Below are 25267 nucleotides of genomic sequence, written 5' to 3'. Positions count from 1 at the left end.
GGCGAGGCCGACAGGGCCTCAGCGGCCGCGCTCCACCTGCACCGCGATCCGCTCGAAGCGGTAAGGATCCCGGCCGGTCCAGCTCTCGGTGTCGAACACCCGCGCGAACGGTTCGGTCGCGGTGAAGGGGGCCCACCCGGGATCACCGTCGACGATGAAGTCGCCGATCGCCCCGTGCATCTCATCGGCAAGGCCCACCGGGGGTTCCGCACCGGCGGCCCGGGCCACCCGGTCGGCGGTGAGGTTGTGCCAGGCGAAGGGCAGGTCGAGGCAGTGCGAGGACAGGCCCGTCAGCGGTGAGCGCCACCGGAAGTCCCACGCCCAGGTCGGGGCCGAGGTCTCGGCGCGGGCGGCGCCGATGCGCACCACCGGGTACCGGAACAGGCGGTCGGTGATGGCCTGGCCGATCAGTTCGGTGCCGGTCAGATCCGGAAACGCGGCCGGGTACGCCCTGGCCCGGGCGGCAGGCATCCCCAGGCCACGCAGCAGCCGGGAGGTCAGGCCCGGGCCGAGGTCGGTCTGGACCAGCGTCGCGAGATGGTTGAACTCGTGGCTGGTGGCACCCAGGAGCAACGGTCGCTGCGCTGCGGCCAGGTCGGTCATCAGTTCCGAACCCAGTGGTTCTGTTCCCAATACCGGCCCGAACCAGGTGACGTTCTCCCGTTCACGCAACACCCGTCCCAGGTGCCGCAGCCCCTCCCACAGCCCGCCGCCGATCAGCGCCCGCTCCGCGGTCACGAGCTGCTCCCGGGTCACGGCGGACCAGCCGGCCACGGTGTGCTCCACCCCGCAGGCACGGGCCAACTGCTGCCCCACTTCGGCGGCCGTGTCCGCGGTGATGTCGGGCAGTGGTGCCGAGTGGCTGATGGCCCTGCCGAACAGGTCCGCGGTGGCCGGGCTGGCCAGCAGGGCCAGCACGGAGCCACCTCCCGCGCTCTGCCCACCGATGGTCACCCGCCCGGGGTCCCCACCGAAGGCGGCGATATTGCGTTGCACCCACTCCAGGGCGGCGATCTGGTCCAGCAGCCCTCGATTGTCCGGAGCCCCGGGCACGTGGCCGAATCCCTCGAAGCCCAACCGGTAGGTGATCGTCACCGTGACGATGCCCCGGCGGGCGAACCCGGTGCCGTCGAACCAGGCGCCCCCGGGCGCACCGCCGACGTAGGCCCCGCCATGGATCCAGACGTAGACGGGCAACTTCGCTGCCGCGTCGGTGGTGGGGGTGAAGACATTCAGGTTGAGGCGTTCCGAGCCCGGTACGTGCACCTCGGGGACCGTGTGGTTGGCCCGGGTGGGACCCAGGGTGGGGGTGGGTCCGTTCGCCAGCGCCGGCCGCACGCCCTCCCATCCCGGATGCGGCCGCGGGGCGGCGAAGCCGGCCGCACCCTCGGGGGCCGCAGCGTAGGGGATGCCGCGGAAGGTCAGCACATCCGGTCCGGACCTGCCCGCCACCGAACCGGCCTCCGTGGTCACCGGATCGGTGTCCGACACCTGCCCGCCGCGCCGTCGCTCCTTCGGCTCCGGTCCCGGTGCGGGGTCGACGCTGCTCACGGACGTCTCAGATCTTTCGCAACCGGATCCGGGCAAGGCGGTGCTCGGCGTCCTTATGCAGTACCAGGGTGGCCCGGCCGCGGGTGGGCAGGACGTTCTCGATCAGGTTCGGCTCGTTGATCCGGCTCCAGATGTCCAGGGCTTTGGCGCGGGCCTGGGCGTCATCCAGGTCCGCGTAGCGGTGGAAGTACGAGGCTTCCTGGGCGAAGGCGGTCCGGCGCAGCCGCCCGAATCGTTCCACGTACCACTCGCGCACGTGGGCGGTTTTGGCGTCGATGTAGATGGAGAAGTCGAAGAAGTCGCTGACCGCCAGGGAGGGTTCGCCGTCGGCGCTCACCCGGGCCGGTGCCAGCACGTTCAGGCCTTCCACGATGAGCACGTCCGGGCGGTGCACCACGATCTGCCTGTCCGGAACGATGTCGTAGGTCAGGTGGTCATACACCGGCGCCGCCACCGCGTCCGCCCCGCCCTTGACGCGGGCGAGGAAGTTCAGCAGCGCGCGCCGGTCGTAGGACTCCGGGAACCCCTTGCGCTCCATCAGGCCACGCCGCTCCAGTTCGGCGTTGGGGTGCAGGAACCCGTCGGTGGTGATCAGCTGCACCCGGGGTGTCTCCGGCCAGCGGGCCAACATCTCGCGCAGCACCCGGGAGGCGGTGGACTTGCCCACCGCCACCGAGCCGGCCACCCCGATCACGAACGGGGTGGGGCCGTTCTTCTCCCCGAGGAAGGTGGTGGTGGCCTCGCGCAGCCGCTGGCTGGCCGCCACGTACAGGTTGAGCAGCCGGGACAGGGGCCGGTAGGCCGTGTCGACCTCATCCAGGTCGATCGGGTCGCCCAGCCCGCGCAGGTTGTCCACGTCCGCCGCGGTCAGGGGCAGTGGGGTGGAGGCGGAGAGCCGGCTCCAGTTGGCCCGGTCGAACTCCACATAGGGCTCGGCCGATTCCCCGGGCAGGTCGGCCAGGTCAGCGAAGTCGGTCATCACCACGCACCTACTCTCCCACCCCGGGCGGACCGGTGGGGACCGGACCGGACCGCCTCCGGTGTGATGTTGCCGATCGTGGCACCCGGCTTCACGGCAACGCCGGGACGCGGGTTATACAGTGTGCCCCATGTGCGGAATCGTCGGATATGCAGGCCCACCTACCGCTGATGACCGTCCCCTGGAGGTGGTGCTGGAGGGCTTGAAGCGCCTGGAGTACCGCGGCTACGACTCCGCCGGCGTCGCGCTGGTGAACCCGGAGGGACTGGCCACGGCCAGGCGGGCCGGCAAACTCGCCAACCTGCTCGGTGACCTCGAGGCGAACCCGCTGCCGCCGGCCAGTGCGGGCATCGGGCACACCCGGTGGGCCACCCACGGGGCACCCACGGACGCCAATGCCCACCCGCACACCTCCGCGGACGGACGCCTCGCGGTGATCCACAACGGGATCATCGAGAACTTCCACCCCCTCAAGAGCGCGCTGGTGGCCGAGGGTGTGGCCTTCACCTCCGAGACCGACACCGAGGTGGTGGCCCACCTGCTCGGTCAGGCCTATACCGACACCGGAGACCTGACCGAGGCGATGCGTACCGTGGCCGCCCGCCTGGAAGGTGCCTTCACGCTGCTCGCGGTGCACGCCGAGCAGCCCGGCACGGTGGTGGGGGCTCGCCGCAACTCACCCCTGGTGGTCGGCCTGGGGGAGGGGGCGAACTACCTCGGCTCCGACGTGGCCGCCTTCATCGCCTCCACCCGTGAGGCGATGGAGGTGGGTCAGGACCAGATCGTCACCATCACCGGTGATCAGGTGCAGATCATCGACGCCGACGGCGAACCGGTCACCGACGCCAACCGTTACACCGTCGACTGGGACGCCGACGCCGCGGTCAAGGGCGGGTTCGACACCTTCATGGACAAGGAGATCCACGATCAGCCCCAGGCGGTCGCCGACACGCTGCGCGCCCGGATCGGCCCCGACGGGACCCTGATGCTCGATGAGATGCGCATCAGCGAATCGGTGCTGCGCAGTGTGGACAAGATCGTGGTGGTGGCCTGCGGCACGGCCGCCTACGCCGGGCACGTGGCCAAGTACGCCATCGAACACTGGTGCCGCATCCCGGTGGAGGTGGAACTGGCCCACGAGTTCCGCTACCGCGACCCGGTGGTCTCCGAGAAGACCCTCATCGTGGCGATCTCCCAGTCGGGGGAGACCATGGACACCATCATGGCCATCCGGCACGGCCGAGAGCAGGGCGCCAAGGTGCTGGCGATCGTCAACACCCACGGCTCCACCATCGCCCGGGAGGCCGATGCGGTGCTCTACACCCACGCCGGCCCGGAGGTGGCGGTGGCCTCCACCAAGGCCTTCCTGGCCCAGATCACCGGCTGTTACGTGCTCGGGTTGTACCTGGCCCAGTTGCGCGGGTACAAGTACATCGACGAGGTCGCCGGCTACCTCGAGGAACTCGCGGCGATCCCGGCCAAGATCCAGACCGTCATCGACCGCGAGCACGAGGTCCGTGACGTGGCCCGCTCGATGCAGGATGAGACCTCGGTGCTCTTCCTCGGCCGGCACGTGGGTTACCCGGTGGCCATGGAGGGGGCGCTGAAGCTCAAGGAACTCGCCTACATCCACGCCGAGGGGTTCGCCGCCGGGGAACTCAAGCACGGCCCGATCGCGCTGATCGAGCAGGGCCAGCCGGTGTTCGTCATCGTGCCCACGCCGCGCCGCCCCACCCTGCACGCCAAGGTGGTGTCCAACATCTCCGAGATCCGTGCCCGCGGCGCCCGCACCCTCGTGATCGCCGAGGAGGGGGACGAGGAGGTCACCGCCTACGCCGACGTCGTCTTCAGGGTGCCGCGCACCCCCACGCTGATGATGCCGCTGGTGACCGTGGTGCCGCTGCAGATCTTCGCCTCGGCGCTGGCCGCAGCCAAGGGGTATGACGTGGACCAGCCGCGTAACCTGGCCAAGTCGGTCACGGTGGAGTGATCCCCGGGGCGAGCGTCGGAGGAGAGGAACACACGTGATCGTGGGCGTGGGGATCGATGTGGTGGACGTGCAGCGGTTCATGGCCACCCTGCACCGGGCACCCGGACTGCGTGAGCGACTGTTCACCCCCGTCGAGCGGGACCTGCCCGATGCGTCCCTGGCGGCGAGGTTCGCCGCGAAGGAAGCCATCGCCAAGGCGATGGGGGCCCCGGGTGGGATGAGCTGGCAGGACGCCACCGTGCTCCGGATCGCCGGTGGTCCACCGCAGGTGGAACTGACCGGCTCGGTGGCCGCGGCCGCCCAGAACCTGGGGATCCGCAACTGGCTGCTGTCCATCTCCCACGACGCCGGGATCGCCTCGGCGATGGCACTGGCGCAGCGATGATCCGCGGTTACAGCGCCCAGGCGGTTCGCGACGCCGAGGCCCCGGCCCTGGCCGAGGGCCGCCCGCTGATGCGCAACGCTGCCTTCGCCCTGGCCACGCGCACGGTCGCGCTGTTGCGCCGTCACCACATCGCCGTGCCGGGAGCGCGGGCGCTGGTGCTGGTGGGCGGGGGGAACAACGGCGGCGACGGGTTGTACGCGGCCGCGGACCTGATCGATCGTGGCGTTCAGGTGCGGTGCGTCCTGGCCCACGAGCGGCCCCACCCCGAGGGGCTGGCCGCGGCCAGGCGGGCGGGGGCGCAACTGGTGGACCTCGCCGGTGGTGTCGGCGCCGAGGATCTGTCCCGGCTCGGGCAGTGGGCCGATGTGTGGGTGGACGCCCTGGCCGGCATCGGCGTGCAGGGCGCATTGCGCGGCCTACCTGCGCAGGTGGTTCGGGTTCTGCAGCCGATCCGCAGCGGTTCCCCCGTGGACCCGCTCGTGGTGGCGGTGGACGTGCCGAGCGGTGTCGGAGCCGACCCGGTCCGGGCCGCCCCTCCACCTCCTGCGACCGGCGAGAGCGACACCGGCCCGGGCGGGCCGGGTGACCACGATGAGCCGGCCGACGGCGTGCTCCGTGCTGACCTCACCGTCACGATGGGTGCACCGAAGACTGCCCTGCTGATCCCCCCAGGAGCCCAGCACGCCGGCCGGGTGGAGGTGGTGGACCTGGGACTTGACGGGTCGTTCGCCGCGCAGGAGGCGACCGTGCACCGGCTCACGCCCACCGACGTGGCCGACCTGTGGCCCGTCCCCGAACCAGCCGACCACAAGTACACCCGGGGCGTGGTGGGCCTCGTCGCCGGATCACCGCGATTCCCCGGCGCCGGACTGCTGTGCGCGGCGGCCGCCCTGGGAGTGGGCGTGGGCATGGTGCGCTACCTGGGCCGCCGCGAGGTCGCCGATGCGGTGATCGGCGCCCATCCGGAGGTGGTGCCGGAGGACGGGCGCGTGCAGTCCCTGGTGATCGGACCGGGCATGGCCGACGACGACGACCTCGCCGCGGCGATGCGCCGGGCCCTGCGCGGATGGGGCCTGGGCGAGGAGAGCCCCGAGGATGGCGATGCCGCGGTGGCGGTGGTGCTGGACGCCGGCGCCTTGGACCACCTGCCGGACGCCCCGGCCGGGTTGACCCGCAAGCCGGTGGTGCTGACCCCGCACGCGGGGGAACTGGAGACGCTGCTGCGGCGCTTCGGGGATGAGGTCCGGCGCGAACAGATCGAGGCCGACCCATGGACCTGGGCGTACCGGGCGGCCCGGCGCACCGGGACCACCGTGCTGCTCAAGGGCGCCATCACCGTGATCGCCCCGCCCGACGGCGGTCCCGGATACAGCCAGGCCGATGGCACGCCCTGGCTGGCCACGGCGGGTTCGGGTGACGTGCTGGCCGGGATTCTCGGGGCGATGCTGGCTCAGGTCGACTCCGGTGACGTGGCCGCGACAGCCGCAGCCGCCGTCGTCGTGCACGGGCGGGCCGCCCACCTGGCCGGCGGTCCGCTGCGTTCGGTTGACCTGGCCGCGGCCGTCCCGCGCGCGATCGCCGATCTGCTCCGGACGGACCCGAACCGATGAGCACCCGAACCCCGGCGCCGGGCGCCGGCACCGCGAGTGGGGCGCACTACCATCCGGCCGAGGTCATCGTGGACCTGGCAGCCATCCGCGCCAATATCGCCACCCTGGCCGACGCGGCACCCACCGCCGAGGTGATGGCCGTGGTCAAAGCGGACGCCTACGGCCACGGCCTGCTCCCGGTGGCACGTACGGCGCTGCAGGCGGGGGCAACCTGGCTGGGCGTGGCCCAGTTCAGCGAGGCGCTGGCCATCCGCGAGGCCGGGATCACCGCCCCGATGCTGGTCTGGTTGTACACCCCGGGAGCACCGCTGGAGCAGGCGGTGCGGGCCGATATCGACCTGTCGGTCTCGGCCGGCTGGGCCCTGGATGAGGTGGTCCGGGCTGCGCGCAGCAGCGGGCGCACCGCGCGTATCCACCTCAAGATCGACACCGGGATGGGCCGTGGCGGGGTCTTCGCCCGGGCCTGGCCGGATCTGGTGGCCGCGGCCATGCGCGCCCAGGCCGAGGGGGCGGTGCAGGTGGTGGGGGTCTGGTCCCACCTGGCCCGAGCCGATGAGATCGGTCACCCCTCGATCGCGGCGCAGGTGCAGGCGTTCACGGACGCGGTGCACCTGGCCGAGGCCGCCGGTGCCCGGTTGCTGGTGCGCCATCTGGCCAATTCCGCCGGCACCCTGACCGCGCCGCAGACCCACTTCGATCTGGTCCGTCCGGGGATCGCCAGTTACGGGCTGACGCCGGCGCCGCAGTACCGCAGCGCCGATGGGTTCGGCTTGGTCCCGGCGATGCGGATGGAGTCCGAGGTCATGCTGGTCAAGGACGCACCGGCGGACCAGGGCATCTCCTACGCCCACCTCTACACCACCACCGAGGAGACCAGGCTGGCCGTGATCCCGTTGGGGTACGCCGACGGCATCCCGCGGCACGCCTCCAACGCCGGGCCGGTGCGCGTGGCTGGGCGTACCGTGCCGATCGCCGGTCGGGTGTGCATGGACCAGTTCACCATCGACCTTGGTCCCTCACGGCCCGATCACCCCGAGGTGGTACCCGGGGAACGGGCGGTGCTGTTCGGCACCGGCGCCAACGGCGAACCTACCGCCCAGGACTGGGCCGATGCCGCGGGCACGATCAGTTACGAGATCGTGGCGCGGATGGGTGCCCGGATTCCGCGCACGTACCTCAACGCCCTCGGCGTCGATGATGAGTGAGTCGGAGACCGGCTCGGACGGTGGCGACAGCGCCCGCTGGGTGCATCGCCTGGACCTGCCCACCAGCGCCCACACCACCGAGTTCGGCCGTCACCTGGGCACCATGCTGCGGGCCGGCGACCTGGTGGTGCTGACCGGTGACCTGGGCGCCGGCAAGACCACGCTGACGCAGGGGATCGGGTCCGGCTTGGGCGTGCGCGGGCGGATCTCCTCACCGACGTTCATCATCGCTCGCACACACGCCGCCACCGGCCCCGGACCCGCGCTGGTGCACGTGGACGCCTACCGGCTGCGCAGCCTCGCCGAGGTCGATGACCTGGACCTGGACACCACCCTGACGGAGGCGGTCACCGTGGTGGAATGGGGCGCGGGCCTGGTGGAGGGTTTGGCCGAGGACTGGTTGGAGATCATCATCCACCGGATGCGCGGCGCCGGCGGTGATGTGGGAGAGCAACCCCGGTGGGCCACGATCAGCGCCCATGGGGCCCGGTGGGCCGATGTGGCACCGAAGGACCTGACCGGGAGGACCGATGTCGAGGGACACAGTGGTGAGTAAGCACACCGAGGCCGACGCCGGCGAGGGTCTGGTGCTGGCCCTGGACACCTCCAGTGATGCCGCGGTGGCGTTGTGCCGGACCGGGCCGGGGGAGCAATCGGTGCAGGTCCTCGCACGGTCCCGCAGCGGCGATGGCCGCCGGCACGCCGAGACCCTGGTCCCGATGATCCAGCAGGTCCTCACCGGGGCGGGAGCCGATGCAGATCAGGTCGGTGCCGTGGTCGCGGGCACCGGGCCGGCACCCTTCACCGGATTGCGGGTCGGGCTGGTCACCGCGCGCGGCTTCGCTCGTGCTCGCGGCATCAGTGCCTACGGGGTCTGCTCGCTCGACGCCCTGGCGCTCGCAGCCGGTGCCGGCGGGTCGGCTGTCAGCCCCGGTGGTACGGGCGGGCTGGGCACACCGGAGGTACTGGTGGTCACCGATGCCAGGCGCCGTGAGGTCTACTACGCCCGGTACCGGGTGGGCGCCGAGGATGTGACGGCGGTGGCCGGTCCGGCCGTGGCCGCACCGGCCCAGGTGGCCGCCGACCATGCCGACCTGATCGAGGCCGGTGCCGTGTTCGGACCGGCGGCGGTCTTGTATGCCGATGTGTTCACACCCGCCGCCGGCGCCACCCCAGCCGGTGCGGCCGGAAGCGGCGAGGCCGGCCTGGTTCCGGATGGTGCGCTCGCACCCGGTGCGCCGGTGGACCCGGCGCTGCTCGCGCAGATCATGGTGCACCGGCGCTCCCACGATGGGGACCTGTCGCTGGAGCCGAGGTACCTGCGCCGGCCCGATGTGCACCACAGCGCCGGCCGCAAGCGCGCCTCCTGACCACCCGATCAGGCCCTTCGTGCCGGAGCCGCGTCCCGGTAGGCCCGGGTCGCTACGCTGAAATAGGTTGCCAGCCCCTCGACCTGCTTGGCGTCCAGCGTCGCGACCGCGGCTCCGATGGCCCCCCGGACGCCGCCGAGGACCTGGTGCAACTCGGCGGGCAGGTGGCCGGTGTGCGCGATGAGGGTGCGCCGGCGGTCCTGGCTGTCTGTGGTGCGCGAGGCGATGCCGGCCTGCACCAGCCGGTCCACCACCCGGGTAGTCGCGCTGGGGGACAGCCCCAACTCCTCGGCCAGGTCCTGTACGGCCATCGGACCATCCAGGTCCAGCAGGCTGCTCGCCTGATAATCCGTCGGTCCCAGACCACCGGCCTCGGCGGCAGCCAGATGGAACCGCACCACCGTAGCCAGGTAGCGCCGGTAAGTCCCGGTGAGCAGTTTCCCGCCCCGGCCCGCTCCGATGGTGTTCGCTCCCGCCGCACCCGCCGTCGGTGGATCCTGGGGGCGGTGGCGGCGCTGGTCGCGGTCGCGCTCGGCTTGGGCTTGTGGCTGACCTCCCCGGCCCCGCTCGCCCAGACCGGCACGGCGCAGTGCGCAGGCGTGCCGACCACCTCGGCCCTGGATCAGGACGCAACCGAGGACGTGCGTGCCGGTGTCTGTGCGACCATCGCCGGACTGACTCTGGCGTGGGCCGCGCACGACGCAACCGCCTATGGGGCCGGGTTCACCGAGAACGCCACGTACACCACCTTCGCGGGTACCTACTACACCGGTCGCCATGACATCACCGACTCCCACGCCGCGCTGTTCGACGGGGTGCTGGAGGGGACCCGGCTCACGGATGCCTACCTGGGCCTGCAGGTGCTCACCGATGACGTGGCCATCCTGACCACCCGCGGAGACCGGTACGAGAGCGATGACCCCGGCGCCCTGACGAAGGTGCAGACCTACACGCTGGTGCACCAGGAGGACGTCTGGCGGGTGGCGGCCTTCCAGAACACCGCCCGCAGCGAGGCGATGGAGCGCATCCAGTTCATCTGGATGCCGCACACCCGCCCTGCCGCAGAGCGCTGAGCCACCGGGCGCGGCAGCATGGGCACATGTCTGCCGCGCCCCTGATCCGCCCGATGGTCCCCGCCGACCTGGACGACGTGCTCGATCTGGAGCCGGTGCTGTTCGGCACCGGGGCCTGGAACCGGGCCACCTACGAGACGGAACTTGCCATCCCCGGCCGACGTTACGTCGTCGTCGAGCGTGCCGGGGAACTCGGCGGCTACGCCGGGATCGACCTCGCCGAACAGGCGACCATCATGACCGTCGGAGTCGCCCCGGCCCATCGGCGCCGAGGCCTCGGCCGGGCGTTGACGCAGGCCCTGCTGGACCAGGCCGAGGCGGCCGGGTGCGCGGAGGTGCACCTGGAGGTTCGTGCGGACGATCCGGGCGCCCAGGCCCTGTACGCTTCCTTGGGATTCGGGCCCGTGGGGCGCCGGCGCGGTTACTATCAGGGCACCGATGCCCTGACCATGCGGCTGCGGCTGCGCGGGCCGGGTCCGATGGGATCGGAGAGGAGGCAGACGTGAGTGACCACACCACCTTGCGCCGAGGCGTGCTCGTCACGGCCGAGGAACTGGCGCAGATGATGTCGCCGACGCGCACCGACCTGGTGGTCCTGGACGTGCGCTGGTCCCTGGCGGAGCCGGACGGTCACCGCGCCTATATCGCCGGGCACATCCCGGGTGCGCACTTCGTGGATCTGGAACGGGATCTGGCCGGCCCACCGGGATCGGGTGGGCGCCACCCGTTGCCCGACGCTGACGACCTGCAGGCCGCGGCCCGGCGGTGGGGCATCAACAACGGCGATGCCGTGGTCGTCTACGACGACTCCGGGGGCACAGCCGCGGCCCGGGCGTGGTGGCTGCTGCGCTGGGGAGGGCTGTCCGACGTGCGGATCCTGGACGGCGGGTTGCGAGCCTGGAGTCGCAGCGGGGGCATTCTCGAGGACGGCTCGGTCGCGGTGGCCGAAGGCGGTGTGACCCTCTCGCCCGGGCACATGCCGCTCACCGATGCCGAGGGGGCTGCCGACATCGCCCGTCGCGGTGTGCTGCTCGATGCCCGCGACCGGGACCGCTACACCGGAGCGCGTGAGCCGGTGGATCCCATAGCCGGGCATATTCCCGGTGCCCGCAGCGCTCCCACCACGGAGAACCTGCACGAGGACCAGACGTTCCTGACCGACGACGAGATGCGTGAGCACTTCGAGCAGGTCGGGGTGCGCGAGAGTGATCAGGTGGCGGTCTACTGCGGGTCCGGAGTGACCGCGGCGCACGAGGTGGCGGCGTTGAACTCGATCGGCATCAGCGCCGCCCTCTACGCCGGCTCATGGTCGCAGTGGTGCGCCGACTCCGACCGGCCCGTGGCCACCGGATTGGAACCGTCCGGCAACTGAGCGGGCACCGGCTCCGTTGGTCGTGGGGAAGCAGCGACTCAGTGGCCTCGGTCACGCTCGCCCCCGTGGCACCGCCGGATGCGTACCCTGGGCAGGTGCACACTCCCCTGGTCCTGGGCATCGAGACCTCCTGCGATGAGACCGGCATCGCGCTGGTCCGCGGGCTCGATCTGCTTGTCGACGTCACCGCCTCCTCGATGGACGATCACGCGCGGTTCGGCGGGATCGTGCCGGAGGTGGCCTCCCGGGCTCACCTGGAGGCATTCGAACCGACGCTGAACCAGGCGCTCGAGCAGGCCGGGGTGGCGCTGAGCGATGTCGACGCGATCGCCGTGACCTCCGGGCCCGGGCTGGTGGGGTCCTTGACGGTGGGAGTGGCCGCGGCCAAGTCGTTGGCCTTCGGGCTGGGGGTGCCGTTGTACGGGGTGAACCATGTGCTCGGCCACGTGGCGGTGGACGCATTGGTGCACGGCCCGTTCCCGGAGTCCTTCATCGGCCTGGTGGTCTCCGGTGGTCACTCCAGCCTCCTGTTGGTGCGTGACGTCGCCACCGATGTGGTGGAACTGGGCCAGACCCTGGACGACGCCGCCGGGGAGGCCTTCGACAAGGTCGGCCGGCTGCTCGGGCTGCCCTACCCCGGGGGCCCACACGTGGACCGGCTCGCTCAGGACGGTGACCGCACCGCGTTCGCCTTCCCCCGCGGGCTGAGCCGGCCCAAGGACCGGGCCGTGCACGCCTACAACTTCTCCTTCTCCGGCCTGAAGACGGCGGTAGCACGGGTGGTGGAGTCCTTCGAGGATGCCGGCGCGCAGGTGCCCGCCGCCGACATCGCCGCCTCCTTCTCCGAGGCTGTCGCCGATGTGCTGATCGCCAAGACGGTGGCCGCCTGCCGCGAGCACGAGGTCGACACCGTGGTGATCGGGGGCGGCTTCTCGGCCAACTCCCGGTTGCGCGCCCTGGCGGCCGAACGGTTCGTCGAAGCCGGGATCACCCTGCGTCTGCCGCCGGTGCGCTACTGCACCGACAACGGCGCCATGATCGCCGCCCTGGGCTCGGCGGTGGTGGCTTCGGGGTTGGAGCCGTCCCCGTGGGACTTCACCACCGACTCGGCGATGGAACTGACCCAGGTGCTGGCGAGCACCTGAGCGCCGCCGGGGGGGGGCCGGATCCGTGGGTAGCGGCGCGGCGACGTCGTTCGTCACACCAGCCGGGTCTGCGCACCAGGTGCGAGAGTAGGGGCATGCACCACGGTCGATCCCGTTCACGGCGCAGCCCGGTGGCCCTCGGCCTCGCCGCGCTCATCCTGGCCGCCGGGTGCACCGCGCCCGGCGACCAACCCGACACCGGCGCGAGCGACCCCGCGCCCGAGCAAACCGCACAGCCCACACCCACCCCCACGCCGTCGCCCGAGCCGGACCCGGAACCGACGCTGGCCTGGGGGCCTGCGGAGTCCGACCTGGCGTCGGCGACCGAGGTGGCCGAGCAGATGGACGACGACGAGCTGGCCGGTCAGGTGATCATCGCCCGGTACTCCGGAACACACCCGGGCGATGCCGCGGCGCTGGTGCAGACCTACCACCTGGCCGGGGTGATCCTGTTCGCCGAGAACATCACCTCCACCGACCAGGTCCGGGACACCGCCGCTGCCGTCCAGGAGGGGCAGGCCGAGATGGGCCGGGACTGGCCGGCGGTGATCTCGGTGGACAACGAGGGTGGGCCGGTTCAGCGGATGTCGGCTGAGAGGGGGGACTGGACGACGTTCCCGCCGTTCGCCGCCGCCGGGGCCGCCGATCCCGAGGCGGTCTCCACCGCGATGGCGGCGATGGCCACCGAACTGCGTGCCAGTGGGGTGACGATGAACTTCGCCCCGGTCGCTGACGTCTCGATCGGTGCGGCGGACCCGACGATCAACATGCGCGCCGCCGGTGATGACCCCGAACGGGTCTCCGAGACTGTGCAATCGGCCCTGACCGGGTTCGCCGCCGGCGGCGTGCTCACCTCGGTGAAGCACTTTCCCGGCCATGGGGCCCTGACCGTGGACTCCCACTACGACCTACCGGCACTGGAAGCGGGCGAGCAACACCTGGCCGAGCGCGACCTGATCCCGTTCGCCGAGGCGATCGAGGCGGGGGCGCCGATGGTGATGCTCGGGCACATCGCGGTCCGGGCCTGGGACGAGGGGGTGCCGGCTACCTTGTCGCCGCGCGCCTATGACGTGCTGCGGGAGGACCTGGGCTTCACCGGTGTGGCGATCACCGACGGGCTGGACATGGGTGCCCTCACCGCTACTCGCACCTCCGGGCAGATCGCGGTGGAAGCACTGGGCGCGGGTGCGGACCTGCTGTTGACCCCGGCCGACACCGCCGGTGCCCACGCGGCGATCGTGGCCGCGCTCGAGGACGGCTCGCTGGACCGCGATCGGGTGCGGGAGGCCGCGGGGCGGGTGATCGCGCTGCAACGTTGGCAGGCCGGGCTTGCTGAGGAGGCCGGGGAGGTCGACGACGGTGACGTGGGCTCGGCCGCGCAGGCGGCACGGGATCTGAGCGCCGCGGCCATCACCGTGGCGGCGGGGGAGTGCTCGGGGGAACTGGTGGGCCAACGATTGCACGTACGCGGCGGCACGAGTGCGGACTGGACCGCGTTCGCCGAGGCCGCCGAGCGGGCCGGCCTGGACGTGGTGCCGCTGGAGGAGCCCGCCGATACCTCGATCAGGTTGATCAGCGCGGGTACGTCGGCGGCCGGTGGTGACGTGGCGATCGCCCTCGACGGCCCCTGGCAGTTGGCCGGCGCCGACGCCCCCACCTTGATCGCCACCCACGGGCGTACCGCCGGAAGCTTGGAGGCGCTGGTGGAGGTCCTCACCGGTGCGGCCGATGCCCCGGGACGGCTCGCGTTCGCCGTCGAGGGCCTGCCCGCCAGTGCCTGTGCGTGAGATGAGCGTGCGAGACCGGTTGGGCGCCCCTCCGCCCCGGGCGTGAGGTGGCCGCGCCAGCCTAGTCGAACGCCCGCCACACCGGTCGGTCGCGAGGCCGCCTCTCACCGCACCTGACCGGTCTCAGCGGGAGACTGGTGCGGTGGTGCGGCGGTGCTGGTGGCGGGGGAGGAGGCGCCAGAGGCGGGAAGCGAGGACGAAGATGAGAGCGAACGCGATCAGGCTGCCCCAGGAGATACCGGTGAAGGTAGCCCCGAGGTAGGCGTCGTGGGCCTCGGTGGTGATCTGGACGCCGAGGAAGGAGATCCGCACCGGCTCGGCCAGACCGGCACCGAGCAGGGTGTTCAGGCTCCCGAACACGTAGATCGCGCAGGCGAAGAGCCACGCCACCAGGGCCACGGATACGGCCGCGGCCCCGTGGTGCCAGGTGGGCCGGCCGTGAGGCTCGGCGTCCAGGTACTGGCGAGCAAGCGCGCGGGGTCTGCCGTGGTCGCTGATCGCCGCGGACATCCCGTCGCGACCAGCAGCCACCCCCAGGTTGGCCTTGAGTTCGCGCAGCACGTCCTTGCGCCGCCTACGCGGTATCGGGTCCAGCCACAGCGCCACGGTCTGCAGGTACCAGAAGCGTCGCCAACGGTCGGTCAGGGACAGTGCCGCCGGGTCGTCTGGTTCGGTGTTCATACCTCACGCTCCAGATGGGGGATGGCTGTGGTTGGGCGGTCGGTCCGACCTGGCGAAGGGGTCTCGGACAGGATCCTCGTCACCACGTCGCAGAGATAGCCCCAAGATGCCCGGCCGGCAGCCAATGCCTGGCTACCGGCGTCGGTGGGCAGGTAGTACTTCCTCGCGGGCCCCGAACTGGAGGCTTCCAGGCGGGAGGCCAACCTGCCCTCGCGTTCCAACCGGGTGAGCACTGGATAGACCGTGCCGGGGGTGATGGATTCCAGACCGGCCGCGCGCAGCCGGGTCACCAGTTCGTAGCCGTAGGACTCCTGCCGGTGCAACAGGGCCAGCACCAGCATCGGCAGCACGCCTTTGAGTAACTGCGGGTCGCGGGTGACGTCCTCCTGCATGGATAGGAGGCTAAAGCCACTAGTAGGTAATGTCTACTACTAAGAGGTCCGATTAGCCCGCCTGCGTCCCGAGTGCCTCAGTCGATCGGGTGGCCAGCCTTGAACTCCGCGACCAGGTGGGCCACAACCGCGTCGAGTCGTCCGCCATTGCGCCGAGCCACCCGGCGCTGGCGGGACGCGCCGCCACCTGTGTCGATGATCCGGCGCACTCCGGCCAGTTCGCTCGCGCAACCCAGGTCCACCGCGATCGGACCCAGCACCTCCAGCACGTGCTGCAGGTGATCGGTCACCAGTTCCTCGCGGCCGTCGGCGTCCAGGATGATGATCGCCTCCAGGCCGTAGCGAGCCGCACGCCACTTGTTCTCGGCCAGGAACCATGGGGTGATCGCCGGCAGTGCCTCACCGGCATCGATCATCCGGGAGAAGTACTCCACCAGGCAGTGCGTCAGCGCTGTGATCGCGGCCAGTTCGGTGGCGTTGGACAGCCCGTCGCAGATGCGCATCTCGATGGTGCCGAACTGCGGCGCCGGCCGCAGGTCCCAGCGCACCTCGGTGAAGTCCTCGATCACGCCGGTGTGCAGCATGTCGGCCACGTACCGCTCCAGTTGCGCCCAGGTGCGGATCTCGGTGAACGGGAGCCCCGCCGTCGGCAACTGTTGGAACAGGAGTGACCGGTTCGAGGCGTATCCGGTGTCGCGGCCGGACCAGTACGGCGAGGAGGCCGACAGCGCCAGCAGATGCGGGTAGAAGGTGAGCAGTGCCCCCAGGATCGGCAGCACCTTGTCCCGGTCCTCGATGCCGACGTGCACGTGCACCCCGTAGATGAGCATCTGGCGGCCCCACCACTGGGTGCGATCGATCAGGGTGGCGTAGCGCTCCTTGTCGGTGACCTTCTGGCCGCCCCAGTCTGCGAACGGGTGGGTGCCCGCGCACATCAGGTCCACCCGCAGCGGATCGGTGATCGAACGCACCAGGTCCACCGAGCCGGACAGATCGGCCATCGCCTCCGGGGTGGTCCGGCACACCCCGGTGACCACCTCGACCGTGTTCAGGAGTAGTTCCTGGCGGATGGTCGGGTGCTGGGAGCCGTCGTCCGGGGCGACCGCGTCGAGCACCGTCTGGGCTACTTGGCGCAGGTCTCCGGAGTCGGCGTCGACCATCGCCAGTTCCCACTCAACCCCCAGGCTGGACCGGGACGAGGGGGCGAACTCAAGCGTCACGCCCTCATTCTCGTCCCGCGGTCTCGAGCGGGTCCACCACGAGCACCGATTGCTCACCCTGTAGACGGGTGAGCACGATCGTGGCGGAGGCGTCGCCGGAGAGTTGCAGTTGCTGACGCAACTGCTCGGGGACGACGGCGGTGCCGCGCTTCTTGATGGTCACCCGCCCCACGTTCCGGTCGCGCAGGTAGGCCCGGAGGCGTTTCAAGCCGAAGCCGAAATGGTCCAGCACGCGGTAACTGCGGGCGAAGGGAGTGGTTACCGCCTGGGCGGTCGTGATGTAAGCGATCGAGGGATCCACCAGGTGGCCGCCCAGCTGGTCGGCGACGTCGGCGACCAGTCCGGCGCGGATGATCGCCCCGTCGGGTTCGTGCAGGTAGGCGGCGAGGCGGCCGTCGGGCGCCTGGGTCGCGCGGGCATCGGCATCTCCGGACCACCCGAGGTGGTGCGTACCGGCGTCGGTGAGCAGGATCGCGCTGCGGCCGGCACCCTCGGTGGCGAGGCGACCGAACCACAGGCCGGCCTCCACCACCGCTCCGTTCACCGAGACCCATTGGGCGTGGGTGTGGCTGGGCAGCGCGGTGTAGGGGATCCCGGGCGCGACCTTGATGCCCAGGTCGGGAGTCGTGTCGGCCAGGGCGAGCACCGTGTCCAGGTCGGGGGAGTAGGACTTGGGATCGAACACGCGGTTGCCGCGCCGGGTGCGCCGGGCAGGGTCGGCGAAGATCGCGTCCACGCCTTCGGCCACCAGGTCCAGGTCCAGGCCATCGGCGTGGCGCACCTGAGCTTCGGGGAAGGCCCGCAGATTCATCTGGGCGCAGGCGGCGGTGGCCTCATCCTTCTCGATCGCCAGCACCCGCAGGCCCAGGCCCGCCATCGCCAGGGAGTCCGCGCCCAGACCGCAGCCCAGATCGGCCACGAGGCTGGCCCCGGCCCCGGCGTAACGGCGCGCATGCAGCGCGGCCACCTCGAGCCGGGTGGCCTGCTCCAGCCCTTCGGCGGTGAGCAGCATGCCGGAGGCGAACTCGCCGAACTTCTCGACCGCCTTGGCGCGTAGCCTGGACTGGGTCAGGGCGGCCGCCACCAGGTCCGGGTCCAATCCCCGGGCGCGCAAGCCCTCGGAGATGCGCAGGGCTGCGTCCTCCGAGTACGGGGGGAGTTGGCCGAGCAGCGCCCAACCCTCCGGGGTGAGCAGGCGCGCGAGCGCGGCAGGATCCATACTCACGATTCTGCCAGGGTGCACGAGTGCAGCGGTTCGGTGGAGCGACGTGGACCACATGATTAGCACTCACCTTGACCGAGTGCTAACGGCGATCTAGATTGGACCCCGAGGGGCCCCACCCGGGGTCCCGACCGTTCACCAGCGGTGCATGTCCGACCCCCGCGACGGCGGAGGTGCGTAGTTGGTAGCGGTCCATTGTCCTGGTTCCCATCACATGCGAAGGGGAGGTCCGTAGTGTCGGTCTCCATCAAGCCGCTCGAGGATCGGATCGTCGTCAAGACGCTCGAGGCCGAGCAGACCACCGCGTCCGGTCTGGTTATCCCGGACACCGCCAAGGAGAAGCCCCAGGAGGGCGAAGTCCTGGCGGTGGGCCCGGGCCGGATCGATGACAACGGCAACCGCGTCCCGTTGGACGTCACGGTTGGCGACAAGGTCGTCTACAGCAAGTACGGCGGCACCGAGGTCAAGTACGGCGGTGAGGATCTGCTGATCCTCTCGGCACGCGACGTTCTGGCGATCGTCGAGAAGTGACCCGCCGCTAGCGGCTGCGGCTGCTGAGCAAACACCGAGCCCCGGTTCCCTTCAGTGGGAACCGGGGCTCGGTCGCGTTCGGGCGTCCGGGAGGAACTCAGCTGGCGGCGGGCATCCGGGCGGCCAGGATGTCGGTGCGCTCGTCCTCGGTGAGTCCGCCCCAGACGCCGTAGGGTTCGCGCACCTTCAGGGCGTGCTCACGGCACTGCTGGATCACCGGGCACTCGGCGCAGATCGCCTTGGCGTTGGCGTCGCGGCGACGCCTCGATGCGCCGCGCTCGCCTTCGGGGTGGAAGAACTGCTCGGAGCCGGTTGCCCGGCACGCGCCTTCGTACTGCCACTCCCAACGTTCCATGACGGGTCCGGGGAGTCTAGATAGTTCGGCCATCTCAGTCCTTCCATCGGTGGTGGATGAGTTCAACGAGACACACGCTACAACCGCGCCAGAGGTTATTCAAGGGTGATGCGCAAACTATTCGAAGCATTCGTAGATTGTTCAGTGGCGCTCGACGCTTGTTCATGCGTGCGAGTCAACTTGTTCAAAACTGATCCGCCGCCTAGTCTCTAGGGCAGGAATGGCCCGTGCGCGGGCTCGGACAGGTCGCCCGCGTGGGGTCGGTCCGGACAAGTCGCCCGTGGGGGGCCCTGACAGGAAGGGGAGGTGCGCGGTGTCATCAACGTCGCCGGGGCCCCCGGAGGATCTTGGCGACGGCATCCGGTTGACGGTTGCCGGGGTCGCGGCCCGCCTGGGAGTGGCCGCTCCCACGCTGCGTACCTGGGCCCGGCGGTACGGACTGGGACCATCCGGTCACGTGGCCGGCAGTCACCGCCGGTACGAGGCATCCGACCTGGCCAGGCTGGAGACGATGCGCCGCCTCACCTTGGAGGGTGTGGCACCGGCAGATGCCGCCGAAATTGCGCTGCGGGGCACCGATGTGTCCGACGGTGCGGCGAAAGCCGGCGAACCGGACGCGAGGAACGGTGCGGCACCAGCCGGGGAACCGGACGCGAGGAACGGTGCCGCACCAGCCGGGGAACCGGACGCGAGGAACGGCGCCGCACCAGCCGGCGGTCCTGGCTCGGCCGAAGACACCACGCCCGCTGCTGGTCAGCCTGCGCAGAACGGCCGGAAGGGTCATGCGCCGGCTGGGGCCGGGCCGGAGGACGAGGAGCCCATGGTGGCCGACCCGCTCACCGTGGCCGCGGCTGCGGTCGACGGGGATCATCGGCGGCTGGCGCGACTGATCAGGCGAGCCGGACGTGAGCACGGTCTGCTGGACGGTTGGCTGATGGCGGTGCGCCCCGCGATCGAGATGGTCGCCCAGCGCCCGCAGCCGGATCGCCCGGGGCGCGACCCGGAACGGCTGTTGCGTGCCCAGATGCTGACCGTGCTCGCCGAGGCCAGCTCCGAGCCGGAGCCGGATCGGATCCAGGCGTTGGTGCAGTGCGTGCCGTCGATGAGTACCGACGCCCACGTGCTCGCCACCGAGATGACGCTGCGTGGAGCGCACGTTCGGGTGGCGCATCAGCGCCTGGAGGCCGATGGCGGGCAGGCGCTGCTGGACCTGGTAGCCCGCCAGCAGGGAGTGTTGACAGTCATCCTGGGGGAGTCCGAGATCGCAGAGAACCTGGTGCGGGTGCTGTGCGAGCGGGGCGATGAGGTCTTCCTGATCGCCCTCACCGACACCATCGCCCCCCGGGACGGCCTGCACCGCGCCCGCACCCTCAGCGGGGCGCTGCATGAGATCATGAGCCTCCTCACCCAGACCGCTCGATCCTAGATCGCGACGGCCACGTAGACTTGGGGTGTGACCGAACCTCAGCCCGCCGCCACCGCCCCTGATCCCTTCGCGTTCGTCGGACTGACCTACGACGATGTGCTGCTGCTTCCCGGGGAGACCGACGTCATCCCGAGTGAGGCCGACACCTCCACCATCCTGACGCGCCGGATCCCGCTGTCGATGCCGTTGATCTCGGCAGCGATGGACACCGTCACCGAGGCGCGAATGGCCATCGCGGTGGCCCGGCAGGGTGGGCTGGGTGTGCTGCACCGCAACCTGGCCATCGAGGACCAGGCCGCCCAGGTCGACCTGGTGAAGCGGTCCGAATCCGGGATGGTCACCAACCCGCTCACGATCGGCCCCGACGCCACCCTGGCGGAGATGGACGCGCTGTGCGCGCAATTCCGGATCTCGGGTCTGCCGGTGGTCGATCCCGAGGGCGTGCTGCTGGGCATCATCACCAACCGTGATCTGCGGTTCGTGCCCGGCGAGAGTTTCGAGACCACGAAGGTCCATGAGGCGATGACGCCGATGCCGCTGGTCACCGGGGGAGTGGGCATCACCCGGGCCGAGGCCGCGGCGCTGCTGGGTAAGCACAAGGTCGAGAAACTCCCGCTGGTCGATGCCCGCAACGTGCTTCGCGGTCTGATCACGGTCAAGGACTTCGTGAAGTCCCAGCAGTACCCGCTGTCCACCAAGGACGAGGAGGGCCGCCTGCGCGTGGGAGCGGCGGTGGGCTTCTACGGTGACGCCTGGGAGCGGGCCACCGCGCTGGCCGATGCCGGTGTGGACGTGCTGGTGGTCGATACCGCCAACGGCCACGCCCGACTGATGCTGGACATGGTGCGCAGGCTGAAGGCGGATCCGGCCACCAAGGACGTGCAGGTGGTCGGCGGCAACATCGCCACCCGTGAGGGAGCCCAGGCGCTGGTGGACGCCGGCGTCGACGCGGTCAAGGTGGGGGTGGGCCCCGGATCGATCTGCACCACCCGGGTGGTCGCCGGGGTGGGGGTGCCGCAGATCTCCGCTATCCATCAGGCGGCGCTGGCTGCCCGCCCGGCCGGGGTGCCGGTGATCGCTGACGGCGGACTGCAGTATTCCGGCGACATTGCCAAGGCACTGGTGGCGGGTGCGGACTCGGTGATGCTCGGTGGTCTGTTCGCCGGGTCCGACGAGTCCCCCGGTGACCTGGTGCTGGTCAACGGCAAGCAGTACAAGCGCTACCGGGGCATGGCCTCCCTGGGGGCGATGCAGACCCGGGGGGAGCGCCGCTCCTACTCCAAGGACCGCTACTTCCAGGGCGATGTCTCCGATGACGACATCATCACCGAGGGGATCGAGGGCCAGGTGCCCTACCGGGGACCGCTGAGCCAGGTGGTGCACCAGTTGATCGGCGGGTTGCGTCAGTCGATGTTCTACGTCGGTGCCCGCACGGTTCCGGAGTTGAAGGAGCGCGGATCGTTCGTGCGGATCACGCCGGCGGGCTTGAAGGAATCCCACCCGCACGACGTGCAGATGATCGCCGAGGCACCCAACTACGGCGGGCGTCGCTGACGCAGACTGCTCGAGCGGTACTCCCGGCGCCGGCCCCGTCGGACTTGCTCAGGCGACCGAACGGTCGCGGGAGGCCGTGGGCACGGCCGTCGCGTCGTCGTCCTCCCTGCCCAGGGGCCAGTGCAGGCTGGCGCCGGGACCCTCGAACCCGTTGGAGGCGCGCCAGGAGTTGAAGTTCTGCGCCCAGGCCCGGTGCTGCCCGGCCTGCCACTGGTGGAGCTGGTCCAGGTCCTGGGTGAGTAGTTCGGGGTGGCGGTCGGCCTGCGCGGCCAGGACGTCCAGGGTGGCGGCGACGTCGACGTCGGCGGTGTGCAGGTCGCCGGCGTCCTCCACCCCGTACTCCTGGCACAGGTCCACCAGTTTGCGCTTGCCCCGGCGGTAGCGGTCCAGTGCCCGGTCCAGCACCAGCGGATCGATCACCGGCGACAGCGGGCGGCCCAGCCGTTCACCGATCGTGGGCAGCCGGTGGCGTTCCAGTTCGGCCTCGATGATGGTCAGGTCGAAGGTGGCGTTGAAAGCCACCACCGGCACGTCCCGGGAGAAGGCGGCGGTCAGTTCGGCGGAGATCTCGGCCAGGGCCCGCTTCGGGTCCATCCCGTTGGCGCGTGCGTGTGCGGTGCTGATCCCGTGGATCGCGGCCGCCTGCTCGGGGATCTCCACCCCGGGGTTGATCAGCCAGGTGCGCTGCTCGGTGCCGTGCGGACCCCGTCCCACCAGCGCTGCGGTGACGATTCGGTCCCGGAACGGATTCACGCCGGTGGTCTCGGTGTCGAACCCGAGGAGGGGGCCTTGGGTGAGGGCAGTCATGTCAACCTCGCTGGTGCCGGTGGATCGGTATGCCCCGACCATGGCACAGGGCACCGACATCGCCGCTGAGCCGCGCCCGGCGGGTGCCCGGATCGCCCACGCCCCTGCGTACTCCCACCCGCCCGCACCGGTGACCGAGTAGCCTTTGACCCGTGAGTATCGAGATCGAGATCGGACGCGGAAAACGGGGCCGGCGGGCCTACTCCTTCGACGACGTGGCCGTGGTGCCCTCCCGGCGCACCCGTGACCCCGAGGAGGTCTCGGTGGGCTGGCAGATCGACGCCTACTACGTGGACCTGCCGGTGCTGGCCGCTCCGATGGACTCGGTGATGAGCCCGACCACCGCGATCCAACTCGGCAACCTCGGTGGCATCGGGGTGTTGGACCTGGAGGGGTTGTGGACCCGGTACGAGAACCCCGAATCGCTGCTGCAGGAGATCGCCGAGCTGCCGGCCGCCGGCGCTACGAAGCGGATGCAGGAGATCTACTCGGCCCCGATCATTCCTGAACTGATCACCCAGCGGCTGCAGGAGATCCGTGACGCCGGGGTGACCGTGTCCGGATCGCTGTCACCCCAGCGCACCCAGGAGCACTGGCGCACCGTGGTCGAGGCCGGCGTGGACCTCTTCGTCATCCGCGGCACCACGGTCAGCGCCGAGCACGTCTCCGGCCAGGCCGAGCCGCTGAACCTCAAACGCTTCATCTACGAACTCGACGTGCCGGTGATCGTGGGCGGGGCCTCCACCTACACTGCCGCGTTACACCTGATGCGCACCGGCGCCGCCGGGGTGCTGGTCGGTTTCGGCGGGGGAGCGGCGCACACCACCCGCACCACACTGGGCATCCACGCCCCGATGGCCTCGGCGGTGGCTGATGTGGCCGCGGCCCGGCGTGACTACCTGGACGAGTCCGGCGGCCGGTACGTGCACGTGATCGCCGACGGCGGTGTGGGCCGCAGCGGCGACCTGGTCAAGGCGATCGCCTGCGGGGCCGATGCGGTCATGCTCGGCGCGGCACTGGCCCGGGCAGATGAGGCACCGGGCCAAGGCTGGCACTGGGGACCGGAGGCGCACCACCCCCAACTCCCCCGCGGGGAACGGGTGCAGGTTGGCTCGGTGGGCACCATGGAGGAGGTCCTGCTCGGCCCGGGCACCAAGGCCGACGGCACCGTGAACATGTTCGGCGCGTTGCGCCGGGCGATGGCCACCACCGGGTACTCCGACGTCAAGGAGTTCCAGCGCGTGGAGGTCGTCGTCTCTCCCTACCACCCGCGGTGATGTCCGCAGCCGGCGGGGACCCGGGCGGCCTGGGTCCGGCCGGTGCAAGCTCCGCCGGTGTGGGTCCGGGTGCGCCGGGTGTGACGTCCGGGGAGTCTGCCGGTGCGGCGCGCGGGTCCGATGTGATGCCCGACGGCGACACCGGGGGCAGCGGCGTTCACCTCCCGCATGCGCGCGCCACCGAGGCGGACCGGTCGGATGCCGCCGAGGTCATCGCGCTGTGGCACCGCGCGGGCCTGACCCGGCCATGGAATCATCCCGGTTGACTTCCACCAGGCCGGCACCAGCCCGATCTCCACCGTGCTGATCGCCCGCCTACCGGGGCCGGCGGTGATCGAGCAGCACCGGGTGGCCGGGACTCCGGAGGCCTCGCCCCAGCACGGAGACATCGTGACGACCGCCATCGTGGGCGTAGACGGACATCGCGGGTGGATCTACTACTTCGCCACCGACCCCCGGATGCGCGACCGCGGCTACGGGAGCCAGATGTTGACGGCGTGTGAGGAGTGGCTGGCCGGGCACGGCGCCCGCAAGGTGCAGGTGATGGCGCGCCAGGACAACCCGGTGGCGTCCTTCTACACCCGCCATGGCTACACCGACCAATCGGTGACGGTGCTGGGCCGCTGGCTCACCGGGGAATCGAAGGATCCACTCGCCCTGCGTGCCTCCGAGCGCGGAACGAGTACGCCATGACGACCGGCCACCTCGGCGAGTTGGCCGCCGCGATCGAGGCCCTGCTGCTCCCCCCGGAGGGCCCGCCGTCGTGCGTCCCGGTCATGTTCGGGCACTGGCCCGGTGGCAAGCCACTCGATGAGTGGTTCACCGCAGATGCAGTCAGCACCGGTGCCGGTTCACTGCAGGTGAGTTTTGACGAGGGGCAGGACGTGCTCACCGTCGAACACCCCGGACGGTGGTGGTCCGATGAGGACTCGGTGGTGGTCCGCGCCGCACATCGTGTGCACCTGCGCACGCACCGCAGTTCCCCGGCGCCGGCTTACCGCCCCGGGGCACCGCGAACCTTCACCCGTCTCATGGATTACCGCACCGCACGCGGAGTGGTCATCGACCGCGACGGCTCCCGGGCCCGGTGGTATCCACCGGATGCATCGCCACGGCCCTGGCACGTGGGTGCCTCGCGCGCCCCGGCCCTGGAACTGCGGTTGCTGTGGCCTTTGATCGAGGGCGACCGGGCCGGCCGGCGCTAGCGGTGAGCGGGGCCGCAAGCCCCTATGAGGGAGGCTGCGATCGATAGTCGCATGCGCACCGCCAGGGCCGCGACCCGGATCCGCTGAGGCGCCGGTGGGCACGCCGGCGAGATAGGCTGACGGCGACGTT

28 protein-coding genes are annotated in these 25267 nt (G+C 70.9%); 19 read left to right on the top strand and 9 right to left on the bottom strand.

Annotated elements, in window-relative coordinates; genetic code table 11:
* Positions 1-18: 18 nt before the first annotated feature.
* Together ACPL7H_RS07720 and coaA are read right to left on the bottom strand one after the other, a co-directional pair.
* Positions 19-1551, bottom strand: a complete 1533-nt coding sequence (locus tag ACPL7H_RS07720) for a carboxylesterase/lipase family protein (RefSeq protein WP_424788989.1) — start codon at positions 1549-1551, stop codon at positions 19-21.
* Between the two features lie 7 nt (positions 1552-1558).
* Complete coding sequence (gene coaA / locus ACPL7H_RS07715) at positions 1559-2530, bottom strand: type I pantothenate kinase (protein WP_424788988.1); 972 nt, start codon at positions 2528-2530, stop codon at positions 1559-1561.
* Between the two features lie 130 nt (positions 2531-2660).
* Here coaA and glmS point away from each other — a divergent pair, with 130 nt between their 5' ends.
* The 6 genes from glmS to tsaB are packed head-to-tail and all read left to right on the top strand — an operon-like array spanning position 2661 to position 9090.
* Positions 2661-4520, top strand: a complete 1860-nt coding sequence (glmS, locus tag ACPL7H_RS07710; protein ID WP_424796424.1) for a glutamine--fructose-6-phosphate transaminase (isomerizing) — start codon at positions 2661-2663, stop codon at positions 4518-4520.
* A 34-nt stretch (positions 4521-4554) separates the two neighbouring features.
* The gene (locus ACPL7H_RS07705) at positions 4555-4905 is read left to right on the top strand and encodes a holo-ACP synthase (RefSeq protein ID WP_424788986.1); all 351 of its coding nucleotides are present in this window, start codon (positions 4555-4557) and stop codon (positions 4903-4905) included.
* On the top strand, positions 4902-6515 hold the full coding sequence (locus ACPL7H_RS07700) for a bifunctional ADP-dependent NAD(P)H-hydrate dehydratase/NAD(P)H-hydrate epimerase (protein ID WP_424796423.1): 1614 nt from the start codon (positions 4902-4904) through the stop codon (positions 6513-6515). Before ACPL7H_RS07705 ends, ACPL7H_RS07700 begins: the two co-directional genes overlap by 4 nt.
* Positions 6512-7720 carry an alanine racemase gene (gene alr / locus ACPL7H_RS07695; RefSeq protein ID WP_424796422.1) on the top strand — a complete coding sequence of 403 codons (1209 nt, stop codon included), beginning with the start codon at positions 6512-6514 and terminating at the stop codon, positions 7718-7720. The genes ACPL7H_RS07700 and alr overlap by 4 nt, the downstream gene beginning before the upstream one ends.
* Positions 7713-8276 (top strand): tRNA (adenosine(37)-N6)-threonylcarbamoyltransferase complex ATPase subunit type 1 TsaE, encoded by a 564-nt coding sequence (gene tsaE, locus ACPL7H_RS07690; protein WP_424796421.1) that lies wholly within the window; start codon positions 7713-7715, stop codon positions 8274-8276. The genes alr and tsaE overlap by 8 nt, the downstream gene beginning before the upstream one ends.
* Positions 8251-9090, top strand: a complete 840-nt coding sequence (gene tsaB / locus ACPL7H_RS07685) for a tRNA (adenosine(37)-N6)-threonylcarbamoyltransferase complex dimerization subunit type 1 TsaB (RefSeq protein ID WP_424796420.1) — start codon at positions 8251-8253, stop codon at positions 9088-9090. The genes tsaE and tsaB overlap by 26 nt, the downstream gene beginning before the upstream one ends.
* An 8-nt stretch (positions 9091-9098) precedes the next feature.
* On the opposite strand, the gene ACPL7H_RS07680 is transcribed toward tsaB, so the two are convergent.
* Positions 9099-9491, bottom strand: a complete 393-nt coding sequence (locus tag ACPL7H_RS07680; protein ID WP_424796419.1) for a MarR family transcriptional regulator — start codon at positions 9489-9491, stop codon at positions 9099-9101.
* Here ACPL7H_RS07680 and ACPL7H_RS07675 point away from each other — a divergent pair.
* The 5 genes from ACPL7H_RS07675 to ACPL7H_RS07655 all read left to right on the top strand — a co-directional run bounded on the left by ACPL7H_RS07675 (position 9477) and on the right by ACPL7H_RS07655 (position 14467).
* Entirely contained in the window at positions 9477-10163 is a 687-nt protein-coding gene (locus ACPL7H_RS07675) for an SgcJ/EcaC family oxidoreductase (RefSeq protein ID WP_424796418.1), read from the top strand. The genes ACPL7H_RS07680 and ACPL7H_RS07675 overlap by 15 nt on opposite strands.
* Positions 10164-10189: 26 nt before the next feature.
* Positions 10190-10669, top strand: coding sequence for a ribosomal protein S18-alanine N-acetyltransferase (gene rimI / locus ACPL7H_RS07670; RefSeq protein ID WP_424796417.1), 480 nt, complete (start codon positions 10190-10192; stop codon positions 10667-10669).
* On the top strand, positions 10666-11535 hold the full coding sequence (locus ACPL7H_RS07665; protein ID WP_424796416.1) for a sulfurtransferase: 870 nt from the start codon (positions 10666-10668) through the stop codon (positions 11533-11535). Before rimI ends, ACPL7H_RS07665 begins: the two co-directional genes overlap by 4 nt.
* 95 nt (positions 11536-11630) lie before the next feature.
* A complete protein-coding gene (gene tsaD, locus ACPL7H_RS07660; RefSeq protein WP_424796415.1) occupies positions 11631-12680 on the top strand; it encodes a tRNA (adenosine(37)-N6)-threonylcarbamoyltransferase complex transferase subunit TsaD in 1050 nt (349 codons plus the stop codon).
* A 95-nt stretch (positions 12681-12775) separates the two neighbouring features.
* Complete coding sequence (locus ACPL7H_RS07655; RefSeq protein ID WP_424796414.1) at positions 12776-14467, top strand: glycoside hydrolase family 3 protein; 1692 nt, start codon at positions 12776-12778, stop codon at positions 14465-14467.
* A gap of 123 nt (positions 14468-14590) precedes the next feature.
* On the opposite strand, the gene ACPL7H_RS07650 is transcribed toward ACPL7H_RS07655, so the two are convergent.
* The 4 genes from ACPL7H_RS07650 to ACPL7H_RS07635 all read right to left on the bottom strand — a co-directional run bounded on the left by ACPL7H_RS07650 (position 14591) and on the right by ACPL7H_RS07635 (position 17979).
* Positions 14591-15148: a hypothetical protein gene (locus ACPL7H_RS07650; RefSeq protein ID WP_424796413.1), complete on the bottom strand. Its 558-nt coding sequence runs from the start codon at positions 15146-15148 to the stop codon at positions 14591-14593.
* The gene (locus ACPL7H_RS07645) at positions 15145-15540 is read right to left on the bottom strand and encodes a PadR family transcriptional regulator (RefSeq protein ID WP_424796412.1); all 396 of its coding nucleotides are present in this window, start codon (positions 15538-15540) and stop codon (positions 15145-15147) included. The genes ACPL7H_RS07650 and ACPL7H_RS07645 overlap by 4 nt, the downstream gene beginning before the upstream one ends.
* A gap of 77 nt (positions 15541-15617) precedes the next feature.
* A complete protein-coding gene (locus ACPL7H_RS07640; RefSeq protein WP_424796411.1) occupies positions 15618-16760 on the bottom strand; it encodes a glutamate--cysteine ligase in 1143 nt (380 codons plus the stop codon).
* Between the two features lie 4 nt (positions 16761-16764).
* Positions 16765-17979 carry a class I SAM-dependent methyltransferase gene (locus ACPL7H_RS07635; protein WP_424796410.1) on the bottom strand — a complete coding sequence of 405 codons (1215 nt, stop codon included), beginning with the start codon at positions 17977-17979 and terminating at the stop codon, positions 16765-16767.
* 237 nt (positions 17980-18216) lie between these two features.
* On the opposite strand from ACPL7H_RS07635, the gene groES reads away from it, so the two are divergent.
* Positions 18217-18513 (top strand): co-chaperone GroES, encoded by a 297-nt coding sequence (groES, locus tag ACPL7H_RS07630; RefSeq protein WP_424788970.1) that lies wholly within the window; start codon positions 18217-18219, stop codon positions 18511-18513.
* Positions 18514-18610: 97 nt separating this feature from the next.
* On the opposite strand, the gene ACPL7H_RS07625 is transcribed toward groES, so the two are convergent.
* Positions 18611-18901, bottom strand: a complete 291-nt coding sequence (locus ACPL7H_RS07625) for a WhiB family transcriptional regulator (protein ID WP_424789016.1) — start codon at positions 18899-18901, stop codon at positions 18611-18613.
* A gap of 280 nt (positions 18902-19181) precedes the next feature.
* Between ACPL7H_RS07625 and ACPL7H_RS07620 the strand changes: the two genes are divergently transcribed.
* A complete protein-coding gene (locus ACPL7H_RS07620) occupies positions 19182-20294 on the top strand; it encodes a MerR family transcriptional regulator (protein ID WP_424796409.1) in 1113 nt (370 codons plus the stop codon).
* Between the two features lie 27 nt (positions 20295-20321).
* The gene (gene guaB / locus ACPL7H_RS07615; protein WP_424796408.1) at positions 20322-21848 is read left to right on the top strand and encodes an IMP dehydrogenase; all 1527 of its coding nucleotides are present in this window, start codon (positions 20322-20324) and stop codon (positions 21846-21848) included.
* A gap of 48 nt (positions 21849-21896) precedes the next feature.
* On the opposite strand, the gene ACPL7H_RS07610 is transcribed toward guaB, so the two are convergent.
* Positions 21897-22655 carry an exonuclease domain-containing protein gene (locus tag ACPL7H_RS07610; RefSeq protein ID WP_424796407.1) on the bottom strand — a complete coding sequence of 253 codons (759 nt, stop codon included), beginning with the start codon at positions 22653-22655 and terminating at the stop codon, positions 21897-21899.
* Here ACPL7H_RS07610 and ACPL7H_RS07605 point away from each other — a divergent pair.
* From ACPL7H_RS07605 to ACPL7H_RS07585, 5 genes are read left to right on the top strand one after another with little or no spacing between them, the layout of a single operon-like run.
* Positions 22654-22797, top strand: a complete 144-nt coding sequence (locus ACPL7H_RS07605) for a hypothetical protein (RefSeq protein WP_424796406.1) — start codon at positions 22654-22656, stop codon at positions 22795-22797. The two genes, ACPL7H_RS07610 and ACPL7H_RS07605, sit on opposite strands and share 2 nt — an antisense overlap.
* A gap of 10 nt (positions 22798-22807) precedes the next feature.
* The gene (locus ACPL7H_RS07600) at positions 22808-23932 is read left to right on the top strand and encodes a GuaB3 family IMP dehydrogenase-related protein (RefSeq protein WP_424796405.1); all 1125 of its coding nucleotides are present in this window, start codon (positions 22808-22810) and stop codon (positions 23930-23932) included.
* Positions 23932-24198 (top strand): hypothetical protein, encoded by a 267-nt coding sequence (locus tag ACPL7H_RS07595; protein WP_424796404.1) that lies wholly within the window; start codon positions 23932-23934, stop codon positions 24196-24198. The genes ACPL7H_RS07600 and ACPL7H_RS07595 overlap by 1 nt, the downstream gene beginning before the upstream one ends.
* Before the next feature lie 34 nt (positions 24199-24232).
* On the top strand, positions 24233-24625 hold the full coding sequence (locus tag ACPL7H_RS07590) for a GNAT family N-acetyltransferase (RefSeq protein ID WP_424796403.1): 393 nt from the start codon (positions 24233-24235) through the stop codon (positions 24623-24625).
* Positions 24622-25137: a hypothetical protein gene (locus ACPL7H_RS07585; RefSeq protein ID WP_424796402.1), complete on the top strand. Its 516-nt coding sequence runs from the start codon at positions 24622-24624 to the stop codon at positions 25135-25137. The genes ACPL7H_RS07590 and ACPL7H_RS07585 overlap by 4 nt, the downstream gene beginning before the upstream one ends.
* Positions 25138-25267: the final 130 nt, after the last annotated feature.

The sequence above is a fragment of the Pseudactinotalea sp. Z1732 genome (genome assembly GCF_049724975.1).
Taxonomy (GTDB): domain Bacteria; phylum Actinomycetota; class Actinomycetes; order Actinomycetales; family Beutenbergiaceae; genus CALKWS01.
This window is presented reverse-complemented; position numbering and strand designations above follow the sequence as displayed.